20 protein-coding genes are annotated in these 18746 nt (G+C 66.0%); 9 read left to right on the forward strand and 11 right to left on the reverse strand.

Annotation, left to right across the window (positions count from 1 at the left end):
* Positions 1-10: 10 nt before the first annotated feature.
* Positions 11-2083 (reverse strand): adenylate/guanylate cyclase domain-containing protein, encoded by a 2073-nt coding sequence (locus ACQR1I_RS20625; RefSeq protein WP_434866382.1) that lies wholly within the window; start codon positions 2081-2083, stop codon positions 11-13.
* 273 nt (positions 2084-2356) lie between these two features.
* On the opposite strand from ACQR1I_RS20625, the gene ACQR1I_RS20630 reads away from it, so the two are divergent.
* Genes ACQR1I_RS20630 through ACQR1I_RS20645 form a run of 4 tightly spaced genes read left to right on the forward strand, consistent with a single transcriptional unit; the run spans position 2357 to position 4917 of the window.
* Positions 2357-2662 (forward strand): BufA1 family periplasmic bufferin-type metallophore, encoded by a 306-nt coding sequence (locus tag ACQR1I_RS20630; protein ID WP_434866383.1) that lies wholly within the window; start codon positions 2357-2359, stop codon positions 2660-2662.
* Positions 2663-2697: 35 nt separating this feature from the next.
* Entirely contained in the window at positions 2698-3618 is a 921-nt protein-coding gene (gene bufB / locus ACQR1I_RS20635) for an MNIO family bufferin maturase (RefSeq protein WP_434866384.1), read from the forward strand.
* Complete coding sequence (locus ACQR1I_RS20640; protein ID WP_434866385.1) at positions 3605-4387, forward strand: HvfC/BufC family peptide modification chaperone; 783 nt, start codon at positions 3605-3607, stop codon at positions 4385-4387. The genes bufB and ACQR1I_RS20640 overlap by 14 nt, the downstream gene beginning before the upstream one ends.
* Positions 4384-4917 (forward strand): DoxX family protein, encoded by a 534-nt coding sequence (locus tag ACQR1I_RS20645; protein ID WP_434866386.1) that lies wholly within the window; start codon positions 4384-4386, stop codon positions 4915-4917. The genes ACQR1I_RS20640 and ACQR1I_RS20645 overlap by 4 nt, the downstream gene beginning before the upstream one ends.
* Here ACQR1I_RS20645 and ACQR1I_RS20650 read toward each other — a convergent pair.
* The gene (locus tag ACQR1I_RS20650; protein WP_434866387.1) at positions 4857-6455 is read right to left on the reverse strand and encodes a hypothetical protein; all 1599 of its coding nucleotides are present in this window, start codon (positions 6453-6455) and stop codon (positions 4857-4859) included. The two genes, ACQR1I_RS20645 and ACQR1I_RS20650, sit on opposite strands and share 61 nt — an antisense overlap.
* Before the next feature lie 259 nt (positions 6456-6714).
* Entirely contained in the window at positions 6715-8238 is a 1524-nt protein-coding gene (locus ACQR1I_RS20655; RefSeq protein WP_434866388.1) for a glycosyltransferase, read from the reverse strand.
* 290 nt (positions 8239-8528) lie between these two features.
* On the opposite strand from ACQR1I_RS20655, the gene ACQR1I_RS20660 reads away from it, so the two are divergent.
* Together ACQR1I_RS20660 and ACQR1I_RS20665 are read left to right on the forward strand one after the other, a co-directional pair.
* Positions 8529-8810, forward strand: a complete 282-nt coding sequence (locus ACQR1I_RS20660) for a type II toxin-antitoxin system Phd/YefM family antitoxin (RefSeq protein ID WP_434866389.1) — start codon at positions 8529-8531, stop codon at positions 8808-8810.
* Entirely contained in the window at positions 8807-9238 is a 432-nt protein-coding gene (locus ACQR1I_RS20665) for a type II toxin-antitoxin system VapC family toxin (protein WP_434866390.1), read from the forward strand. Before ACQR1I_RS20660 ends, ACQR1I_RS20665 begins: the two co-directional genes overlap by 4 nt.
* A gap of 24 nt (positions 9239-9262) precedes the next feature.
* On the opposite strand, the gene ACQR1I_RS20670 is transcribed toward ACQR1I_RS20665, so the two are convergent.
* Complete coding sequence (locus ACQR1I_RS20670) at positions 9263-9760, reverse strand: YchJ family protein (RefSeq protein WP_434866391.1); 498 nt, start codon at positions 9758-9760, stop codon at positions 9263-9265.
* Positions 9761-9786: 26 nt separating this feature from the next.
* Here ACQR1I_RS20670 and ACQR1I_RS20675 point away from each other — a divergent pair, with 26 nt between their 5' ends.
* Together ACQR1I_RS20675 and ACQR1I_RS20680 are read left to right on the forward strand one after the other, a co-directional pair.
* The gene (locus ACQR1I_RS20675; RefSeq protein ID WP_434866392.1) at positions 9787-10071 is read left to right on the forward strand and encodes a hypothetical protein; all 285 of its coding nucleotides are present in this window, start codon (positions 9787-9789) and stop codon (positions 10069-10071) included.
* A gap of 506 nt (positions 10072-10577) precedes the next feature.
* Positions 10578-11651 carry a hypothetical protein gene (locus tag ACQR1I_RS20680; RefSeq protein WP_434866393.1) on the forward strand — a complete coding sequence of 358 codons (1074 nt, stop codon included), beginning with the start codon at positions 10578-10580 and terminating at the stop codon, positions 11649-11651.
* Between the two features lie 43 nt (positions 11652-11694).
* Here the strand turns inward: ACQR1I_RS20680 and ACQR1I_RS20685 are convergent, their stop codons facing one another.
* The 4 genes from ACQR1I_RS20685 to ACQR1I_RS20700 all read right to left on the reverse strand — a co-directional run bounded on the left by ACQR1I_RS20685 (position 11695) and on the right by ACQR1I_RS20700 (position 14784).
* Complete coding sequence (locus ACQR1I_RS20685) at positions 11695-12042, reverse strand: MmcQ/YjbR family DNA-binding protein (RefSeq protein ID WP_434866394.1); 348 nt, start codon at positions 12040-12042, stop codon at positions 11695-11697.
* Between the two features lie 50 nt (positions 12043-12092).
* A complete protein-coding gene (locus ACQR1I_RS20690) occupies positions 12093-13043 on the reverse strand; it encodes a hypothetical protein (RefSeq protein WP_434866395.1) in 951 nt (316 codons plus the stop codon).
* A gap of 56 nt (positions 13044-13099) precedes the next feature.
* Positions 13100-13540, reverse strand: a complete 441-nt coding sequence (locus ACQR1I_RS20695) for a hypothetical protein (RefSeq protein ID WP_434866396.1) — start codon at positions 13538-13540, stop codon at positions 13100-13102.
* 485 nt (positions 13541-14025) lie between these two features.
* Positions 14026-14784 carry a DUF7168 domain-containing protein gene (locus tag ACQR1I_RS20700; RefSeq protein WP_434866397.1) on the reverse strand — a complete coding sequence of 253 codons (759 nt, stop codon included), beginning with the start codon at positions 14782-14784 and terminating at the stop codon, positions 14026-14028.
* A gap of 461 nt (positions 14785-15245) precedes the next feature.
* On the opposite strand from ACQR1I_RS20700, the gene ACQR1I_RS20705 reads away from it, so the two are divergent.
* Positions 15246-15464: a hypothetical protein gene (locus tag ACQR1I_RS20705; RefSeq protein WP_434866398.1), complete on the forward strand. Its 219-nt coding sequence runs from the start codon at positions 15246-15248 to the stop codon at positions 15462-15464.
* Here the strand turns inward: ACQR1I_RS20705 and ACQR1I_RS20710 are convergent.
* From ACQR1I_RS20710 to ACQR1I_RS20720, 3 genes are all read right to left on the reverse strand, one after another.
* Complete coding sequence (locus tag ACQR1I_RS20710) at positions 15450-16679, reverse strand: O-antigen ligase family protein (RefSeq protein WP_434866399.1); 1230 nt, start codon at positions 16677-16679, stop codon at positions 15450-15452. The two genes, ACQR1I_RS20705 and ACQR1I_RS20710, sit on opposite strands and share 15 nt — an antisense overlap.
* 157 nt (positions 16680-16836) lie before the next feature.
* Entirely contained in the window at positions 16837-18039 is a 1203-nt protein-coding gene (locus ACQR1I_RS20715; protein ID WP_434866400.1) for a glycosyltransferase family 4 protein, read from the reverse strand.
* Positions 18040-18104: 65 nt separating this feature from the next.
* Positions 18105-18746 (reverse strand): NeuD/PglB/VioB family sugar acetyltransferase, encoded by a 642-nt coding sequence (locus tag ACQR1I_RS20720; protein WP_434866401.1) that lies wholly within the window; start codon positions 18744-18746, stop codon positions 18105-18107.

Raw genomic sequence — 18746 nt, forward strand, 5'->3', positions numbered from 1 at the left:
AACGCGACCTTTATTTGCTCGTGAGCGCCGTCACCGCGAGCCAGCCGTGATCCGGCATGGCTTGCGTCAGCGAGCTGCAGCGCGCGATCATCAGCTCAGTGGCACGATCACCGGGCTTCAGCGCAAGGACGGCCTCAAACGATTCGATCGCGGCGTCGAACTTGCGCGCGCGATAGTGCTGCAGTCCGCGCGCATAGTCCGCGACCCAGCGCGGCCGCGGTGCGCTGAGCCCGAGCAGCTCGTGCACGGCCAGGCCCTCCTCGCGCCCGTAGACGGCGATGCGGTCGATCTCGCGGGTCAGCAAGCCATCGCCGGCCAGCCGCTGCGTGCCTTCGCCGATCAGGATGTCCGTGCCGTAGGTCTTGTTGGCGCCCTCCAGCCGGCTCGCCACGTTCACGGCGTCGCCGATCACCGTGTAGTTGAGTCGCAGCTCGGAGCCGATATTGCCGACCAGCATGGCACCGGAGTTGATGCCGATACGGATGGCGAGCGGACGGCCGTCATCGTCACAAATGTTGCTGCTCTCGACGGCGGCGCGGCAGGCCAGCGCGGCGCGGCAGCACGACAGCGCATGGTCCGGCTGCGCCATTGGCGCGCCCCAGAACGCCATCACGGCATCGCCGATGAACTTGTCGATCGTGCCGCCATGATCGACGATGACAGTCGAGATCAGGTCGAGGTAGCGCGACAACAGCGGCACGACGCGATCGCCCATGCGCTCGGACAGGCCGGTGAAGCCGGCGATGTCGATGAACATCACGCTGAGCTCCTGGATGTGGCCGCCCGGCCTGGCGTCGACGCCCTGCCGCAGCAATTGCCGCACCAGATCGGCCGGAATGAACTTGCCGAACGACGACAGCCCGCCGGCCATCTCGGCGATCGCGCCCGACAGGCTCGCGATCTCGCGCAGCCTTGAGGGATGACGCCGCACCTGTTCGAGCGCGAAGGCCTCGACGTGACGCAGCTCGGCCACCACGCGGCCGAGCGGCGCCGCGATGATCGTACGCGCCAGCGCGGCCGACACCAGCGCCGCGAGCACGGCGCCGATGCCGAGGCCGATGATCACGCGATGCAGCGCGGCCTCGACCGGCCCGAGAAATTCGGCCTCCGGAATCACCGTGACGAGCGACCAGCCGGGAAACGGCAGCGCCGTGCGCGCAACCTCGAAGGCACCATCGCCGCTCTGCACGCGGTCGCGCCAAGCGTCGTCACCGCCGGGCGCGGTGCGCATCGCCTGCTGCGCCACCGCCAACAGCGGCTGGCGGACCTCGCCGGCATTGACCTCGTCGGCGTGTTCGTCCGGTGCCGCCACCACGCCGCCGTCACGCTGCAGGATGAAGGCGCTGCCGGTGCGGCCGACCTGGAGCTGGGCGAGAAAGCGCGCGATCCGCGCATGCTCGATGATGATGGCGAGCACGCCCTGCCGCTCCTGATATACATCGATCGGCCCCGCCAGCGCGATCGCCGGGCGTTCCCCACCGGGATGACGATCGACGCTGAACCAGCGCGGCTCGTCGGCCGCGAGACTCTCCTTGAACCAGGGCTGCTCGGCAACCTTGTAGCTGGTCGGCTCGAAGCGGCGTGACGCGAACTCGATGTCGCCGGGCACCACGTCGTATTCGTCGACGCGGCGCTCGCCGGGATGATCGGTCAGCGAGATTTCCATCATCTCCAGGCGCCGGTCGCCGAGCTTGTGAGCGGCGAAGAACGAGCCGTCCGGCCAGCCGAACGCCGCCGATGAGATCGTCGCCTGCGACTGCAGTTGCGACAGAAACACGAACTCGCGCTTGTCGGCCTCGCGGGTGTCGAGCACGTTCTGCAGGAACAGCGTGCGTATCGCGGTGTGCGCGGCACGCGCCTCGCCGACGATCGCCGTCACCTCCTTGCGCACGGCGCCCGCGATCTGCGCGTTGATGGTGCTGGCGAGCTGACGGCTGATCGCCTCCGACGTTCGCCACCACAACAGGCTCGAGGCGAAAGCGGTCAGCAGGATCGCGGTCAGCACCAGTGCCGACACGGCGAAGCGGATGCTGACGGTGAGCCGCTCGTCGGCGGCTGTGCGGTTCGTTGCGCTGGCCATCATCGCAGGTCGACCTCCGATCGGCGCGGGGACGCGCGCAGCGGGAGCCGACAGAGTGCGCGTCTGTCTGGCGGGCCACAAATGCCCGCTGGCTAAGCCGATGATGCCCGCAAAGCATTGGCGCTCGGAGCCGGCCTGCGTTCGACTGGCGACAGCTCCGAAGCACACAATACCGCTCACACGCTCGTGAGCGGGATCGCCACGTAACTTTGTCGTGGCAACGGGCGAAGGAGAGATGCGCGTCGCCAAGCGATGCAAAACCCGAGAGGAGATATCATGTCCGCCAAGAAAGCCGTCACCACCCTGGCGCTCGCCGGCGCCGTCAGCACCGCGCTCGCCAGCCTCGCCATGGCCGGTCCCCTGACCAAGGCCGAAGCGGAAGCCGCTGTCGCCGCCAAGAAGGAGAAGTGCTTCGGCGTCGCGCTGAAGGGCCAGAACGATTGCGCCGCCGGTCCCGGCACCACCTGCCAGGGCACCTCGACGATCGACTTCCAGGGCAATGCGTGGAAGTTCGTCCAGGGCGGCACCTGCACCAGCATCGACGTGCCCGGCGGCAAGAAGGGCTCGCTGAAGCCGATCTGATCTCGTTCACCCCAAGCGGAAAGCGGAGACACCGCATGCGCATCGATGCCCCCCCTGCACCGTGCCCCACCATGCCGCTTCGCTTTCCGCCCCCTCTCGGCGGCGTCGCCGGGACCAGCTTCAAGCCGTCGCATCTCCAGGGGATCCTCGCAGAGGCGCCGCAGCGCGGCTTCTTCGAGGTGCATGCCGAGAACTACATGGGCGCCGGCGGCCCGCCGCATCGTCAGCTGGAGGCGATCCGCCGGGATCATCCGCTGTCGATCCACGGCGTCTGCATGTCGATAGGCGGCCCGCAGCCGCTCGATCGCGGCCACCTCGCGCACTTCCGCAACCTCGTCGCCCGCTATCAGCCGAGCCTCGTCTCCGAGCATCTGGCGTGGTCGACCCACGAGACGACCTATTTCAACGACCTGCTGCCGCTGCCCTACACCGCCGCTACCTTGACGCGCGTCTGCGACCACATCGACGAGGTGCAGAGCGCGATCCGGCGGCCGATCCTGCTGGAAAATCCATCGACCTACGTGGCCTTCCGCGACTCCACGATGAGCGAGACGGACTTCCTCCGCGCCATCGTCCGCCGCACCGGCTGTGGCCTGCTGCTCGACGTCAACAACGTATTCGTGTCCGCGGTCAATCATGGCTTCTCGCCGCAGCACTATCTGGCCGACGTCCCGCTCGCCGCGGTCGGCGAGATCCATCTCGCCGGTCACGCGGTGCAGGCCGATGACGAAGGCGCACCGCTGCTGATCGACAGCCATGATCGTCCGGTCGCCGATGACGTGTGGTCGCTGTTTGGCGACGTGATCGGGTTGACTGGCGCCGTGCCGACATTGATCGAATGGGACAGCAACATTCCGGAATGGCCGGTGCTGAAGGCGGAAGCGGCGGCGGCGCAGGCCATCCTCGATCGATCCACGGCGGGTAGTTCACGGGAGTTGCGCGATGTTGCAGCCTGACCAGACGTCCGACTACGCCGCCCAGTTCGCTGGAGCGCTGCTGACGCCGGACTGCGAGACCCCTGCTGCCGTCACGGGGCCACGGGCCAGGGCGGCCGGGCGCCGCTTCAACGTTTACCGCAACAACGTCACGGTGAGCCTGATCGAGTCGCTGATCGCGATCTATCCGGCCGTGCAGCGCATCACCGGGTCCGACTTCTTCCGCGCCATGGCGCGGGCGCATGTGCGCGAGACGCCGCCGACTTCGCCGCTGCTGTTCGACTATGGCCGCGACTTCCCCGCCTTCATTGCGAGCTACGCGCATTCCGCGGCGATGCCGTTTCTCGCCGACGTGGCGCGGCTCGAGCGGGCCTGGCTCGACGCCTATCATGCGGCGGATGCCGCGCCGCTCGACGGTCAGGCGCTCGCGCGCGTCGCGCCGGACCAACTGCCCGGGCTGCGCTTCACGGCTCATCCCGCCACCCGCATCATCCGGTCCGATTTCGCGGCGGTGACGATCTTCGCCGCCAACCGCAGCGACGACCCGGTGCCGCGCATCGACGGCTCCGTCCCGGAGGACGCGCTGATCACGCGGCCTACGCTCGACGTCGCCGTGCGCGGTCTGCCACCGGGCGGCGCTGTTTTCGCGAAGCTGTTGATCGCGCGGCAGCCGCTCGGCGCCGCGGCGGAAACGGCATTAGATGCCGCGCCCGAGTTCGATCTCTCCGCCAATCTTGCCGGCCTGATCGAGGCCGGCGCCTTCACCGAGATCCAGCTCGAGGACGCATGACGATGACCGATCAATCCATGGCGCCGGGCCCGGCGCTGTCGCTGCCCGCTCTGGCCGAGAGAGCCGTGCGGCTGCTGCAGGCTGCGACGCCGCTCAGCTTCGTCCAGCTCGTCACACGCGTGGCGCTGGCGGTGCCGTTCTGGCGCTCGGGTATTCTCAAATGGGACGGGTTTCTGAGATTGAGCGACACTGCGGTCACGCTGTTCAGCGACGAGTTCATGCTGCACCTGCCGGGCGGGCCGTATCACTTCCCGGTGCCGACGTTGATGGCCTTCCTGTCGGGCTGCGGCGAGGTGGGCTTTCCGGTGCTGCTCATTCTCGGCCTCGGCACGCGCTTTGCGGCGCTCGGCCTCTTGTTCATGACCTGCATCGTCGAGCTCACGGTGCCCGATGGCTGGCCGATTCATCTGACCTGGGCGGCGATGGCGCTCACGCTGATCGCGCATGGTGGGGGGAAACTCTCGCTCGATCACGTCCTCGGTGGATTGTTTGGCGGCGCGCACCAGGGCAAAGCCAGCCGCGGCATGTAGTAGCCATTCCACTCGCAGACGTTCTCGGGCCCCTGGCGCTTCAGCGCCATCTTCACCGGCTCGGCCTGGCCGATGCCGACGTGGAGCACGAGCAGCGTGGCGCCGATCGCATAGGCGAAGCGGGACAGGCGCAGGTCGATCAGGCGCTCCAGCAGCACCATGCCGGCGATGATGATCAGGGGATCGGTGAAGACGAAGTACTCGACCTTCAGCCCGCGGCGCACGCCGAGCGTGTCGATGCCGATCGCAGCGAGCATCAGCAGCGCGGCCTGCAGCGCCACCTGGCGCTCGCCGCGCCGGAGCGCGATGACGATGCCGGGGATGATCAGCCAGGTCAGGAACACGGTCGGCCGCGCCGACGGCTGCAGCACGAAGGTGTAGCGCCTGAACACGCCGAGGACACCGGACAGCAGCAGACCGATCGCGCCACTCAGGCTGCCGGCGGCGTCGGGCGCGTCGACATAGCTGATCATCTTCTCCAGCGGATTGAGCACGACCACGACGTCGTTGATGTCGTAGCTGACATCGAGGGCGAGCAGGCCCAGAGCGGCGCCGGCCATCGCTGTCAGTATCGCAGCGATTGTTTCAGCCGCGCTGACCCGCCACAGCCGCGCGAAGCCGAGCATGCAGGCTGCGATGCCGCCGAGCAGCGCGAGCTGGTAGACGCCGAAGCGTCCGAGCAGCAGCGGCTTCAGTCCCGCGGCCGCCGTGTTCGTGGCATCAAGGCCTGCGACGACGAGCGGCCAGGCGGTGATGGCCGCGGCGATAGCTGCGACGGCTGCGGCCAGCAAGGCCGCCCAGGCCCGCGGTGTCCGCCAGAACGACACGCTTGCGCTCGTCGCCGTTCCGAACGGCAGCACCAGCACGGGAAGGGCGGCGATCAGCAGGATCGCATGCACCTTGTTCTCGAGCCCGAGCATGCAGAGCAGCGCGGCGAGCCCGACGATCAGCGGCCGGCCGAGGCTGGCACGGCGCGCGGCCACGATAAGCAGCATCAAGGCGAGGATGCAGAACGAGGCGGCGATCATCTCGCTGCGCAGGATGCGCAGATGCATCTGGACGCCGCCGGAGAACGCGAAGGCCGCGACCGCGAGCATCGCCACGCGCCAGTCCGACACCAGCCGTCGCGCCGCCCAGGCGAAGGCCAGGATGATGCCGGACGCCGTGAGCAGCGCAGCGACGCGTCCGGCGTGAACCGCACTGACCATGGCCGCATCAAACGCCGCGCGGTCGGAGGCCGGTGGGATCCCCGACAACGTCCAGGCGTCGAGCAGGCCGAGCCGGTGCAGCAGCGCGAACCAGACCTTGACGAAAAGAATCGTGAGATAGGCCGGGTGATCGAAGAACGCCTGCGCGCCGCCGTCGTTCATGGCGAGCGCGTTGTAGATCACCATGAAGTCCATGTCGGCATTGCGCCAATAGACGGTGAAATAGCCGACCGCGACGAACGAGACGAGCGACAGCAGCAGCGCGACCAGGATGCCACCGCGCCAGCCGAACGGGGTGAGGCGGTCGAGCGGGTCGCCCTTCTTGGTCATGCGGGAGAAGCGCAAACGTCACGCTCCGCTCGCGGGACGCCAATCGGACAAGCGAACCCCGTTTTGTTTTCAGCTCTCTCCACGCCGTCATGGCCGGGCTTGTCCCGGCCATCCACGTCGTTCGGCATCCCGGGAAGGACGTGGATGCCCGGGCCTTCGCCGCGCCGAAGCGGCTTCGGCCGCGCAGGCGGGTCAAGCCCGGGCATGACGGAGCTAACCGGCAGGATCGTGCGTCGCGACAGCTCCGCCCTTGCCATCCTCAGATCGCCTTGATCTTGAAGAACGCGAAGACGACCATCTTCAGCAGCATCCAGCCGTGGCGGAAGCGGGAGATCTGGGTTTCGCCGTAGCTGCGCGCGGCGTAGCGGATCGGCAGGTCGATCGACTTCAGGTTCAGTTTCGACGCGCCGAAGATCAGGTCGAAATCGCCGAACGGATCGAAATCGCCGAAATAGGCCTTGCCCGCCTTGAGCCTGAGATAGTCGCTGCGGCGAAGTACCTTGGTGCCGCACAAGGTGTCCGTGTAGCGCTGGTTGAGCAGCCAGGAGAACAGGTAGGAGAAGGTCTTGTTGGCGATGAGGTTGAGGAAGCGCATCGCGCCCTCGTCCATCGGATAGACAAGCCGGGAGCCGTTGATGAACTCGCCCTTGCCCGAGCGCAGCGCCTCGAAGAACTTAGGCAGCTGCTCCGGCGGCATGGTGAGGTCGGCATCGAGGATCATCAGCGCGTCGCCGCGCGCCGCATCGAACGCAGTGAAGACGGCGTCGGCCTTGCCCTTGCCGGGCTGGCGCATCAGCTTGATGTCGTGGCCGGGGAACGCCGTGCGCACCCGCTCCATCTCCTCATAGGTGCCGTCCTTGCTGTGGCCCTCGATGAAGATGATCTCGATATCGGAACAGAACGCGGCGATGCGCTGCACCGCCGGCTCGATGTTGCCGCGCTCGTTGCGCGCGGGCACCACGACCGTCGCCGAGCGGACGTCGTCGCTGACGCAGCGCATCGAGCGCGAAACCAGATAGTGCCGCAGCGACAGCGCGCGCAGCCCCGGCAGCACGCTGAGGAAGCGGTTGGCAAAACGGCCGAGGCCCGCGAGCCGCAGCGGCGACAGCACGCGCTGCTCGGATTTCACCGGATCGAAATCGGCGAGCACCGCGAGGTTGCGCAGGTCGGCCGGCGACAGCACGTTCTGCTCCGGCTGCGGCATGCGCAGGCCCATCGCCTCCGCCGCCTTCAGCAGCGGATACCACAGGTGCGAGAAGTAGCCGATGACCAGCCGGGTCTCGCGCGTGCACAGCGGATGCAGCTGTTCGATGAACTGCTGGCAGTCGTCGAGCGAGCCGATCGTGTCCAGCACCAGGATGACGTCGAACGGGCCGGTCACGGCGGAAAGCGTCGCGGCATCCTCGGCGTCGCCGGCGACAAAGTTAAGGTTCGGATGTCGGGTGCGGGCGATCGCGATCTGCGCTTCGCTGAAATCGATGCCGACGCCGTAGGACGGCTGCAGCGCCGCCAGCGTATCGCCGAGGCCGCAGCCGATCTCCAGCACGCGGCTACCCGGCGGGATCAGGAAGCGCAGATAGCACTCGTCCTCGCCGTGGAAGAACGCGGCCTTGTCGCGCCAGCCGGCGCGCTCGGCGGCAAAACGGTTGGCATGGTCGAGGATCGCCGCCTTGCGCGGCGACAGGGGCCTTGGCGGCAGGGGTGTTGGCGCCGGCGCCCCGGTTGCCGCGACCTGCGGCCGCGCGTGCTCGTCCTGCCGGACCTGACTGTCCAATTCCGCCACCTGATACCGTCCTGGTTGAAAACCCCGCCCTCTAAGGCCAGCCGGGTTGGGCAGAGTCAAGGCCACCCGGGGAGGTTGGGCGGCCCCTGCGGCGCGATCCGTATTCCCAGTGGCGGATGGCAACGAGGCCACCGCCATCGTTCACGCGGCACGCGTTTGTTCAATTCATTAGCGGCCTCGCCGGCAGACGCACCGTGGCCGTCCTGGGAAGGCTGCGCGCGGTCAAGCTTGGCATCCGGCTACTGCTCGAGTATAGTCAAGATAGTCACTATAGTCAGATTTATTCTCTCATGAAGACACCGAAATCAAGCAAGGCCCCTCAACAGGACGGCGCCTGGACACTTGCCGGCGCCAAGGCGCGGCTGTCCGAGGTTGTCGAGCGCGCCCAGGCTGGTCCGCAGGTCATCACCCGAAACGGCAAGCCGACGGCCGTGGTCGTCTCAGTCGAGGAATGGTCGCGCAAGACCGAGCGCAAGGGCACGCTCGCGGAGTTCCTGCTGGCCTCGCCGCTCCGCGGGGCGGACCTCGACCTGCCACGCGCGACTGACAAGCCGCGTGATATCGAGCTGTGAATTTTCTGCTGGACACGAATGTGCTCTCGGAGGTTCGACGCCCCGCCCCCGAACGGCGCGTGATCGGCTGGCTCGATGCCGTCGACGAGGATCGGGTGTTCATCAGCACGGCTTCACTGGCTGAGCTGCGGCGAGGCGTCGAAATCATGGAGGCCGGCCGGCGCCGGACGGCTCTCGGGGCCTGGCTGAGTCATGACCTGCCGCAGCGCTTCGCAGGCCGCATTCTTGCAATTGATCAGGCGGTCGCGATGCGCTGGGGCGACTTGATGGCCGCGGGCCACCGGCGAGGCATCGCGCTGTCGGTGATGGACGGGTTCTTCGCGGCCACCGCCTCGGTGCACGGACTCACGCTCGTCACGCGGAACGTGAAAGACTTCGCTGCGACCGGAACGCCACTGTTCAACCCGTGGGATGAGCAGGCGCCGTGATCTCCTGCGCGTGCCGTCCCGCGCTCACCGCCCGCAGCAGAACTTGTATTTCTTGCCGCTGCCGCACGGGCACGGATCGTTGCGGCCGACCTTCGCCGCACCGGCGGCGCGCTTCGGCTCCGTGATCACGGCGCGCGTGTCACCCGCGACGAAGCGCCAGGCGCCGTCGTCGTCGCGGCGGAATTGCGAGACTTCATGATGCTCGATGGTCTGGCCACCCTCGCGATAGGTCGCGACGAAGCTGACGACACCGTCGGCATCGCTCTCCTGTCCACGCGTCGTCGAGACGATGCGCAGGCCGAGCCAGGTCGCCCGCGTGGCCCAGGTCTTCGCAACGGCGGCATCGAAGGCGCCACGCCGGTCGGCCGCGAGCGTCGCTGCGATGTAGCCGATGTCGCCGCGCGTATACGCCGTGTAGCGCGAGCGCATCAGCGCCTCGGCAGTCGGCGGCAAGGCATCGCCGAGCAGATAGGGACCGCAGCAGCGGTCGAAGGGCAGCGGTGATCCGCACGGGCATGGCATGCGGTGACCTCTAGCATCGATGCGCCGTGGTGAAAATCGACGGCGGGCCGCCGGACCCCGCGCACCGGCTCATCGCTTCCGCGTTCCTTGGACTGCAGCGCCGCGACGGCGACCTGCTCGCGCTTCGACATGACTGGCTGTACCAGATCGGTGAAGGCGACCGCGCGCAGCAGATCCCGTTTCCCACATTCAAGCTGGACGACAGGCTCGGCGTCAGCTTCGACCTGTCAGACGTCGTGCTGGTGGGGCTCATGGGCCCTCAACCCCCGCCGTTCGTGAACAACGGCGCACTGATGCTCGTCCCGCGCTAGGCGCGGCGAAGACGCGGGCGGCCTCGCAGACCGGGACGTTCAACTATCGCACGCTCAGCGCGCCCATTGCGCGCCGACTGGAGTCCGGCAACGCCTCTCACCTGCCGGTTGTGACTCCAAAGCCGCAGCGCACCACTCTTCACCGCTGCCGCCTCCACCACACGCGCCATGCGGTTTCGAATCCAGCGAATCCGTGTTAACCATTGGTTAAGAACAAGGGTGTTGGGCACTTTGCTGACCGGCCCGGCCCCGCGCGGACCAGAACCTTCCCGGCGCTGCCTCATTACGTGGCGCTCGTGACCGCAGCCCTCCGCATCATCGGCGGACGGGCGCGTGAGAGACCAACGATTTCTTCGCGCGACGCCAGCCAGGCCGCAAGAAACTAAGGCCCGCCTTCGATGCGGGCCAGCTCGATTCCCGATCATACGTGAACCCGGTGCCGGCGCGAATCAGCGTTGCGTGCAAACGCAGTCGCTTGCCCAGCACCATCGATTGGAGCAGCCCCGATGGCTGAGGAGTCTGTCGTCGCATCGATCATTCCCTGGCGGGAGCCGAAGACGGCCAAGCCGCGTCCGAAGCGCGCCAAGGTCGTCAAGCCGCGGCCGAAGCCGAAGGCCGAGCGAGCAGAGAAGACCAAGGCGGCCGCGCTCGACGACGAGATGCTGGCGTCCGAGACGCTGATCATGCCGGACTTCCTGGAGCTCGTGAACGAGCCGGCCAAGGCTCCGGGCAGGATAGCGAGCAAGCCTTCGGCGAAGGCTCCGGGCAAAGCTCCCGCCGCGACCGAGCTGCCGCGCACGGAAGCGGACGACGACTTGGTGATGCCGCTGCAGGTGTCGCCCGCCATGGCGGCGCCGCGCGAAACGTCGCTGGCTCTCGACGGCGAGATCGTTCCGGCTGCTGCGCCGGTCATCGCGGCCAAGACGGAGCGCGCGCGTCTCACCGCGTCCTCGGTGATGCTGCAGTTCGCGGCGCTGGCGCTCGCCGCCGTCGGCATGGCCATGAACGGCTGGTTCGCGCATTCGCTCGGCGCGAACAGCACGGCCGGCTGGATGTTTCTTGCGGTCGGCGTCACCGCCGACCTCGTCGCACTGGTCATGCCGACCTGCGCGGCACGGCTGTGGCAGGCGCGGCACCGCGCCTCGGCACTGGCCGGCTGGAGCGTGTGGGTGATGACCTTCGTGTTCGCGGTCACCGCCGGCATCGGCTTCGCCTCGACCAACATCAGCGACGTGACGCTGGCGCGCGCCTCACGGGTCACGCCGGCCGTGCAGACAGCGCAGACCGCGCTCTCCGATGCGATGAGCGCGCGCGACCGCGAGTGCAAGGGCGGCGTCGGCAAGTTCTGCAGGGAGCGCGAAGCGGCGGTCGCCGAGCGGCGCCAGGCCCTCGACGCCGCGATGGCCACCGTTAGCCAGACCGCCGACCCGCAGACCGAAGCCGCGATCAAGCTGGTGGCCTGGGTGTCGCGCGGCGTGGTGAAACCCTCCGCCGACGATTTCGTTATGCTCCGCCTGATCCTGCTGGCGCTGCTGCCGCAGATCGGCGGCATCCTGCTGATGGTGGGCCGGCGGGTGTGAGTTGCGCGCCGGCGGCGAGGGATTCGCGGGACGACGGACTCATTCAGCCGGGCTTTGAGCGCGCCTTGCCCGAGCGCCGCTTTGCGGGCGGATGAGCGGCGCGCCAGGCGCTTTCCAGCGCCATGCGCAGCAGGCCGGCGTCAGCCTCGGCCAGCGACACGGTGGTCCAGCCCTGGTCGCCCCATTTGTTCGGGACGCGGCGAAATACGCCCGGCGCCAGGCCGGCATAATGCTCCTGCTCGTCCGGGGTGAGCAGGATGTTGGCGGAGGCGCCGTCGCCGGCCAGCGTCGCGAACGTCCGGTGCAGCTTGAACGCCGTCCGATCGAAATGCGGCGCGGCCGTCGTTCCCGCCAACGACAGCGCGAGCTTGCGAAATTCGACTGCCTTCATGTCGGCCGCACTGTCCTGCCCATGTTCGTCCGTGCCGCCTGCGCGACCCGCTAGTTCAGCGGCAGGATAACCGTTGGCGCGCCGTCCGTCCCGTTCGACGAGATGGCGTTGGTTTTGAAGGAGCCGATCTGGCCGCCGCTGGCGAGCAGGCCGGTCGTGTTGTTGTGAACGTTGGAATTGTTGAGGATCGCCGCCGCCGCCGCCACGCCGGTCGCAGCGATGCCGGCTCCGCCGTTGTGCGAGGAGTTGGTGCGGTCCACGAAGACCACCGAGGAGACCGCGCCCGCCGATGTCGCCGTAATGCCGTTGCCGGTGTTTCCGGTCGCTACGCTGTCGCGCACGGTGATCTCCGAGATGCCGCCGCCGCCGGTGCCGTCGATCACGAACCCGGTCGCATTGTTGGCGAGCAGCGTGCGGTTGACCACGCCGGAAATCGAGGTCGCCCCGGCGCGCCCGATCACCTTGACGCCGCCAAAGCTCGCCGTGCTGCCGTTGTTGGTGATCACGGTGTCGGTGACCGACAGCTTGCCGGGCGTGGTCGGCGTGAACAGGATGCCCCATTGCGTGAAGCCGAATATCTTGCAGTTCTGCACCACCAGCGAGCCGCCGCTGTTGAACAGGACGCCGTTGAGACCGGTGCCGACGCCATCGATCACCAGGCCCTCGAGATAGACGGTGTCGGCGGCTGCAGCGGAGACGACGATGCCGTTGGTGCCGGAGACGAGTACGCCGGCGACGCCCGATTCGGCGACGATGCGGATCGATTTGGTGATCGTGACGGCGCCGAACCCGCCGGGATCCATCGTATTGATCTCGCCGCCCGCGGCGGTTTTCGATATCGCGCCGGCAAACGTCTTGCAAGGCGCGGTCCGGCTGCACGGGTTGGCGTCGTCACCGACGCCCGACACCCAGGTGCGCGTCGCCTGCGCCTGTGCCCCGCTCGCCCCGAGCAGCAGCCAGATCGCACACAGCATCATCGTCACGACACGAATTGTCTTCACGGCGCATCCTCGCATTTGATCGAAGTGAAACATGGGACAGGTCACACCGGGACAGGTCACGGCTGCTTGACCGGCGTGCTCTGGAATTTCTGGCCGGCCGGCGCACCCTCCGGGTACATGTCGAAGGTCAGAACCGGCTTCGCGTCGGCCGGCAGCTCGAACTCCGCCGTCGCCTCGCCTTCATCCTCGGTCTTGAGGTCGCCGAGCGGCCGCACGCATTTGAGAAAGAGATGATAGACGGTGTTCGGCGCCGCTGTTATCGCGACCTTGGCGTGCAGCCGTCCGTCGGCCTGCCGCGCAATCAGGATCGTGCCGCCGATCCGCGCCGGATCATCCGCTTTCACGTCGGAATTGCCGCAGTCGGAAAAGTCCTGCCGGACGAGGAGTGCTTCGGCCGTGCGGTCCCCGCCCTGTGCCTCGGCGCACACGGCCGCGACGGGCGCAATGAAAGCGATCAGCGGAAGCAGTAGTCGGCACCGGCGCGGCAGGCGGCACATCTGGATCTCTCCACGTCGTCGGGTAATGTCGTCGGGTCGTTTGTGATCTGGATCAGACGTCGGTCAGACAGGCATCAGCATCGCAATCGGATCATTCCGGCCGGGTGGTCGGGCCGGCGACCATGACGATCGATCGCCGCGCATTCGCATCGAAATAGATTCAAGACATCAAATTGACGGCGCTGCCGGCGCCGTCGCTTCAGCAATCCGTCCGTCGCGAACGGCAACTCACCGTACATCCGGACACCAAGAGTATGGCGCATACGCCCTCAACTTGGAATAGAAATCTTTGCTGCAGCGCGTAATGGCGCGAGGTAACAGCGCCCTCAGGCAGAGGCACGATTCGACTCGCGTGGCGCAGATACCACGCACAGCGGAGACAACGTCATGCGCAGGTCATTGTTTGAAGTAGTGCGAACGATGAATGCATCATGACGCATCAACTCATGCGTACGATGGCGTAGCTCGCTCACCTCCGGATCGCATCATCCGCGTTTCGAAGGATCCCGCGGCTGCGCATGATCGACACCCGGACTGATCGCCACCGTCGCGCCCGCGGCGCCGCCGGCTTCGTAGGCTGTCATCGACACCATGCGGCTCGCACTGCGCTGCGTCCGCAGGTTCAGATCCAGCTTGTCGAACTCGGCATCGACGACCGAGGTCTTGAGCACGACGAGGCCGCGGCTGGTGGTTGCTTTCACCTGATCGCGATCGGCCTTCATCGCCACCAGCCGTTCCCCGATCGAGGCGACCATGCCGAGCGCAAACGACGCGTTGGCGAGATGCCGGTCCTGGTGGCGGAAACGGCGATAGTCGGCCGAGGTCTTGAAGCGGCCGAGCTCGGCGCGCACGGCGTTGTCGATCAGCTCGGCCAGGTAGTGCGCGACCTCGACATCGGCCGAGAGGCCGAAGAACACGTAGACATTGTCGCCGGCGGCGTTCTTCCCGCGCCACACCCGGCAGTCGCAGAACAGCGCGATGGCGCCGATGCAGTCGTCGAGCGGAATGCGCTTCTTGCGATAGGTCTCGTAGACCTTGCGCTCGCAGGCCGAGGCCCGCAACTCGACGTCCGACAGCGACAGATCGTGGCGGTCGAGCAGCTCGGCGACCTTGGCGGCGGCCGACAGCGCCTCGTGCTCGGTGCAGCCATTGGCAATGGTCTTGGCCCGCAGCGCCTGGATGCGCGACTTCAGCTTGTCGAGCGCGGCCGGATCGGCGGCGGCAGAATCGAACGTCTGGTTCACGGGTCAATGCTCATGGGTGTCCGGGCCGGCGCATCACAGACGGGGGCATGTGGCAGAGGGTATCCGGGAAGACCACTAATTGAGCCTTTTGATTTCAACCAAGTTGATGGAATTTCATCTCTGCTGCCCGTGGGGTCACGTCGATCGGAATGGCAGACTGTAGCGGAGCGAGGCGAGCGATGCCCCAGCAACTCACAGGGATCACTGACGCCGATCAGATGGCGTCGAAGCCTCGATACCCGCCCGTCCAACCGAGCTTGCCGCTCGGCCTCACTCCAGCTTCAAGTTCTTTCAGGCTCCATGGATTGCGGAACCGGACGAGCCCTCGGAACCTTGCAAGTATTATTACGGACTCGTCCGGATTTCGTCGTCCAAGTATGGTTGTGATGACAAGTTCAGCAACATTCTGGAAAGGGAGCGCGTCCGTGACAAACGAGAGACGCCAGGATGTGTATTCCCGAATGGTGGAGATGGCCTTCAAGGCCGACGTACCTGGAGCAACAGCCTTCGACCGGCTGAAATATCTTCGGGATCTGCTGCATGAATTCGGATTGGACATCGTTGAGCGCAATTTCGCGCCCGACCATCAGCCTGAACTCAGCAATATCAAGACCGGCGCGGTCAGGCCCCTGGTTTTCGGAAATTCATGGGACGAATCGCCGTCGTCAGCGGTCGTCTGATCCTTCACTCCTCATGCGCCGCATCTGTCCCCCGACAAGCGTGACGCTGAGCACATACAGCCAGCCCTCGTAGAAATCGAACAGATGCGAGTTGAACACGGAACTTGTGACGTTCTGTACAACCGCAAGGCAACCAATCAACGCAAGAAGCCTGAACCGGGGCGGTCCCACGCTCCTGTGGAACATGTAAAAGTGGGCGCACCACATGGCGTACAGCAACACACATCCGACGCCCCCCCACTGAACCCCTGTGGCCAGTGTCTGATTGTGAGGATTCTCGACGACCTCCCCCCTAAGACCGGTCTTACCCTCGGCTGCGGCGGCGAACAGTGTCCTTGTCGAGCCGGTCCCATGCCCGATGATCGGAGCCGAGCGCATGAAGCCGATCGATTTGCGCCACATCTCCAGACGCTCGGCGCCACCGGCCGTGTAGTCGCCGACCATTACATTGTTCGTCTGAAAGGCATCGAACTCCCTCAGAAGCCGTGACATCTTCATTTGCAGATTGGGCGACGTCGCCCAAAGGCCGGCAGCCAGGATGCAAGATCCCGACACTGCGAGTACGAGCTGCCATCCGCGCGCATATCGCGTTCCGATGACCAGAAGCATCGCCGGGACGTAGAAGAATGCTGTTCGCGCGACATTCACGACAACCAGATTCCCGATGAAGGCGGCGGAGGTGGCGCCCCATGCAATCGCCTCCCGCATCCGCGCCCCTGTGATGCACTCGGCGGCGAACGCGACACACACCAGGGCGATGAACGAAAAGCCCTGGCTCTGGTCGATGTAGTTCTTCACGGGAACGCCGACCTCCTTCCCCGTCACGGCGCCCCAGAGGCTCGGATCGGCGAACATCACGAAAGAGACGGCGAGCAGGACAAGATTCGATCCGACGTAGGTGGCAAAGATCAGTCGCGCGCGACGAGTCTTCTGAAAATGGAGAAAGAGCGGGGCGAACCACAGCAGCTTCGCGACCTTCTCGATGGCGTGGACCCGCTGCGACCAGGGCACACCCTCGGCCCATGCCACTCCGGCGATCGCGATGACCACGAGCGCCAGCGGTAGAGCACAGGCCGGACGCCTGAGTTGTTCGATGATTTCCCGATAGCCGTGCGTGACGCACAGCATCGGTAGAATGGCGACCAGCAGTCCGGTCGCAACTGCCGTCGACCACGGAAATGTCGCGGCCAGGACCACGATCAGGAAGTCGATCAATCCACTCCGGACATGCCTCGCGCTCGGCTCGTGGGGGCCGCTCCAGACCAGCAACAGCAGCCTAGTCCAAGCCAGGAGTCGGGCCGCGCGTGCCGGAATACGGGGCCACACCGGTGCGCTGCCGGAGACGGACATACGTCGATGTGCTTCGATCATTCTATCCACCACCGCCCCCGATGGCGCTGCGTCCCGCTCGATGACTTCGGGCGATCTTCACTGGCGTCCCGCCACCCGGACCGGCGCCGCAATGAGCGAACAGAAGCTCTTGATAGAGCGCGAGGTAGCTATCCACCATCCGATCAGCCGTGAAGTAGCGCGCGTAGCGAAGGCGCGCATTGGCGCCCATCTGCTCCGCGAGACCGGGGTTGTCCTGCATGGTGACGAGCGCTTGACGCAAGGCGTCGGGATCGTTCGGCGCAACCACCAGCCCGGTTTCGTTGTGAATGTTGACAAAGCTGGTGCCGGTGCCGATCTCGCTGGAGATCATGGGCTTGCCGAACATGGCGCCTTCAAGAAGCGAAATCCCGAAGGCTTCCGATCGCAAGTGCGAGGGGAACACTACCGATTGGGAGAGTTCGAGAAGGGCCACCTTGTCCTCGTCGGACACGGCCCCCAGAAAGCGGACGTTCGAGAGACCCAGCCGCTTCGCATGACTTTGCAGCGGCTGCTCGATGGGTCCGGCACCGACGATGACCGTCAGGTAGTCGGTTCCCCTCAGCGCTTCGAGCAGCACATGGAGTCCCTTGTAATAGCGGAGAACTCCCACGAATAGAAAGAACCTGCCGGGAAACATGGCACGCCATTTCGCGAGCCGCGCCCGGTCGGGTTTCGGATAGGTCGTGCGATCGAGACCAATGGGGATGACTGTGGTTCGGTCCCTGTGACGCCTCAACGTGTCGCTGGATTCGAGATAGTTCGGCGATGTCGCGACGATCTTGTCCACGCTCCTGAGGAAGCGCTCCTGTAACGGCGCATAAAGCTTGGCGAGCCATCGCTGGCGAATGATGTCCGAATGATACGTCAGAACCGTGGGCTTCGACACGGCAGCCAAGAGGTGGACCAGGTCTCCGAATGGCCAGGGATAGTGAAGATGAATGACATCGGCGTCTGCAGCGAGACTCCTGAACCTGCCAAACGCAGCGAGCGACATGCCGGTCGATGCAATCTCGGCATCCCGCCTGATCCGGTGGCCCCTGTGATTGTCAACCTGTCTGGTGTCGTCACGGACGGTCTTGCTCAGCGAGAGCACCTCGACGTCGATTCCGCGGTTTACACAGCCATGTGCGAGCTGAAAAATGAACTGTTCAGTCCCTCCGACGGTGTCGGGAAAATAGGTCTTGTAGAAGTGCAAAATGCGCAAGACTTGACTCAATCTGTGTTCGGAGGACGCATCGACGTTCGCAACGTTACGAATTGCTCCGCATGTCAGCGGGGCGCTGCGGGCTCGGCAGCGGCTGTGAGTCTGGCGGGAGAGCCCACGTAGGTACCCGGCACGTCCAAGGACTTGATCACCGTGGCGCCAGCCCCGATCGTAATCCGGTCGCCGACCGAAACGCCATCGATCACGACTGCACCGGCGCCCAGGAATACGAAGCTGCCCAGCCGCGACCGCCCTGCCACGACCGCGTTGACCGATACATGCGAAAAATTTCCCACCGTCGACTCGTGTTCGACGATCGCACCGGTGTTGATGATGCAACCTTCACCGACCCGCGCGGACGGGCCGACGTGAGCATGGTGGCCGACGAAACATCCGGGACCAATGCTGTCGTAGGAATGTATGCTCGCGTCTGTTGCAATGACCTTGGCGAGAGGCCAGCCCATGGACCGCGCGAACTCGAACTGCGCGGTCCGCAGCGTACCATCCCCGATCGCAGGCATGCACGACCAGCCCATCGGCATTGCATGCTCCAGTGCCCGCACCGCTGGAAACCCCAGGAAGTTCTCGCCTTCCCTCGCATTGTCGTCCACGAACATAAGCGACCTGACGCCGCCCGTGAGCGCGACTTCAGCAACGCTGCGGGCGTGCCCGCCAAACCCGAGTATGATCAGCCCGTCGGGCAGCAT

Origin of the sequence: Bradyrhizobium sp. HKCCYLS2038, from assembly GCF_051167655.1 — a bacterium.
Classification (GTDB): Bacteria; Pseudomonadota; Alphaproteobacteria; order Rhizobiales; family Xanthobacteraceae; genus Bradyrhizobium.

Bases quoted from the DNA above. Each gene is read 5' to 3' on its own strand.
- ACQR1I_RS20640 (WP_434866385.1), top strand. From the start codon at position 3,605: ATGTTGCAGCCTGACCAGACGTCCGACTACGCCGCCCAGTTCGCTGGA.
- ACQR1I_RS20705 (WP_434866398.1), top strand. From the start codon at position 15,246: ATGGTGGAGATGGCCTTCAAGGCCGACGTACCTGGAGCAACAGCCTTC.
- ACQR1I_RS20630 (WP_434866383.1), top strand. From the start codon at position 2,357: ATGTCCGCCAAGAAAGCCGTCACCACCCTGGCGCTCGCCGGCGCCGTC.
- ACQR1I_RS20670 (WP_434866391.1), bottom strand. From the start codon at position 9,760: ATGCCATGCCCGTGCGGATCACCGCTGCCCTTCGACCGCTGCTGCGGT.
- ACQR1I_RS20695 (WP_434866396.1), bottom strand. From the start codon at position 13,540: ATGTGCCGCCTGCCGCGCCGGTGCCGACTACTGCTTCCGCTGATCGCT.
- ACQR1I_RS20650 (WP_434866387.1), bottom strand. From the start codon at position 6,455: ATGACCAAGAAGGGCGACCCGCTCGACCGCCTCACCCCGTTCGGCTGG.
- ACQR1I_RS20680 (WP_434866393.1), top strand. From the start codon at position 10,578: ATGGCTGAGGAGTCTGTCGTCGCATCGATCATTCCCTGGCGGGAGCCG.
- bufB (WP_434866384.1), top strand. From the start codon at position 2,698: ATGCGCATCGATGCCCCCCCTGCACCGTGCCCCACCATGCCGCTTCGC.
- ACQR1I_RS20660 (WP_434866389.1), top strand. From the start codon at position 8,529: ATGAAGACACCGAAATCAAGCAAGGCCCCTCAACAGGACGGCGCCTGG.
- ACQR1I_RS20645 (WP_434866386.1), top strand. From the start codon at position 4,384: ATGACGATGACCGATCAATCCATGGCGCCGGGCCCGGCGCTGTCGCTG.
- ACQR1I_RS20685 (WP_434866394.1), bottom strand. From the start codon at position 12,042: ATGAAGGCAGTCGAATTTCGCAAGCTCGCGCTGTCGTTGGCGGGAACG.
- ACQR1I_RS20720 (WP_434866401.1), bottom strand. From the start codon at position 18,746: ATGCTGCCCGACGGGCTGATCATACTCGGGTTTGGCGGGCACGCCCGC.
- ACQR1I_RS20625 (WP_434866382.1), bottom strand. From the start codon at position 2,083: ATGATGGCCAGCGCAACGAACCGCACAGCCGCCGACGAGCGGCTCACC.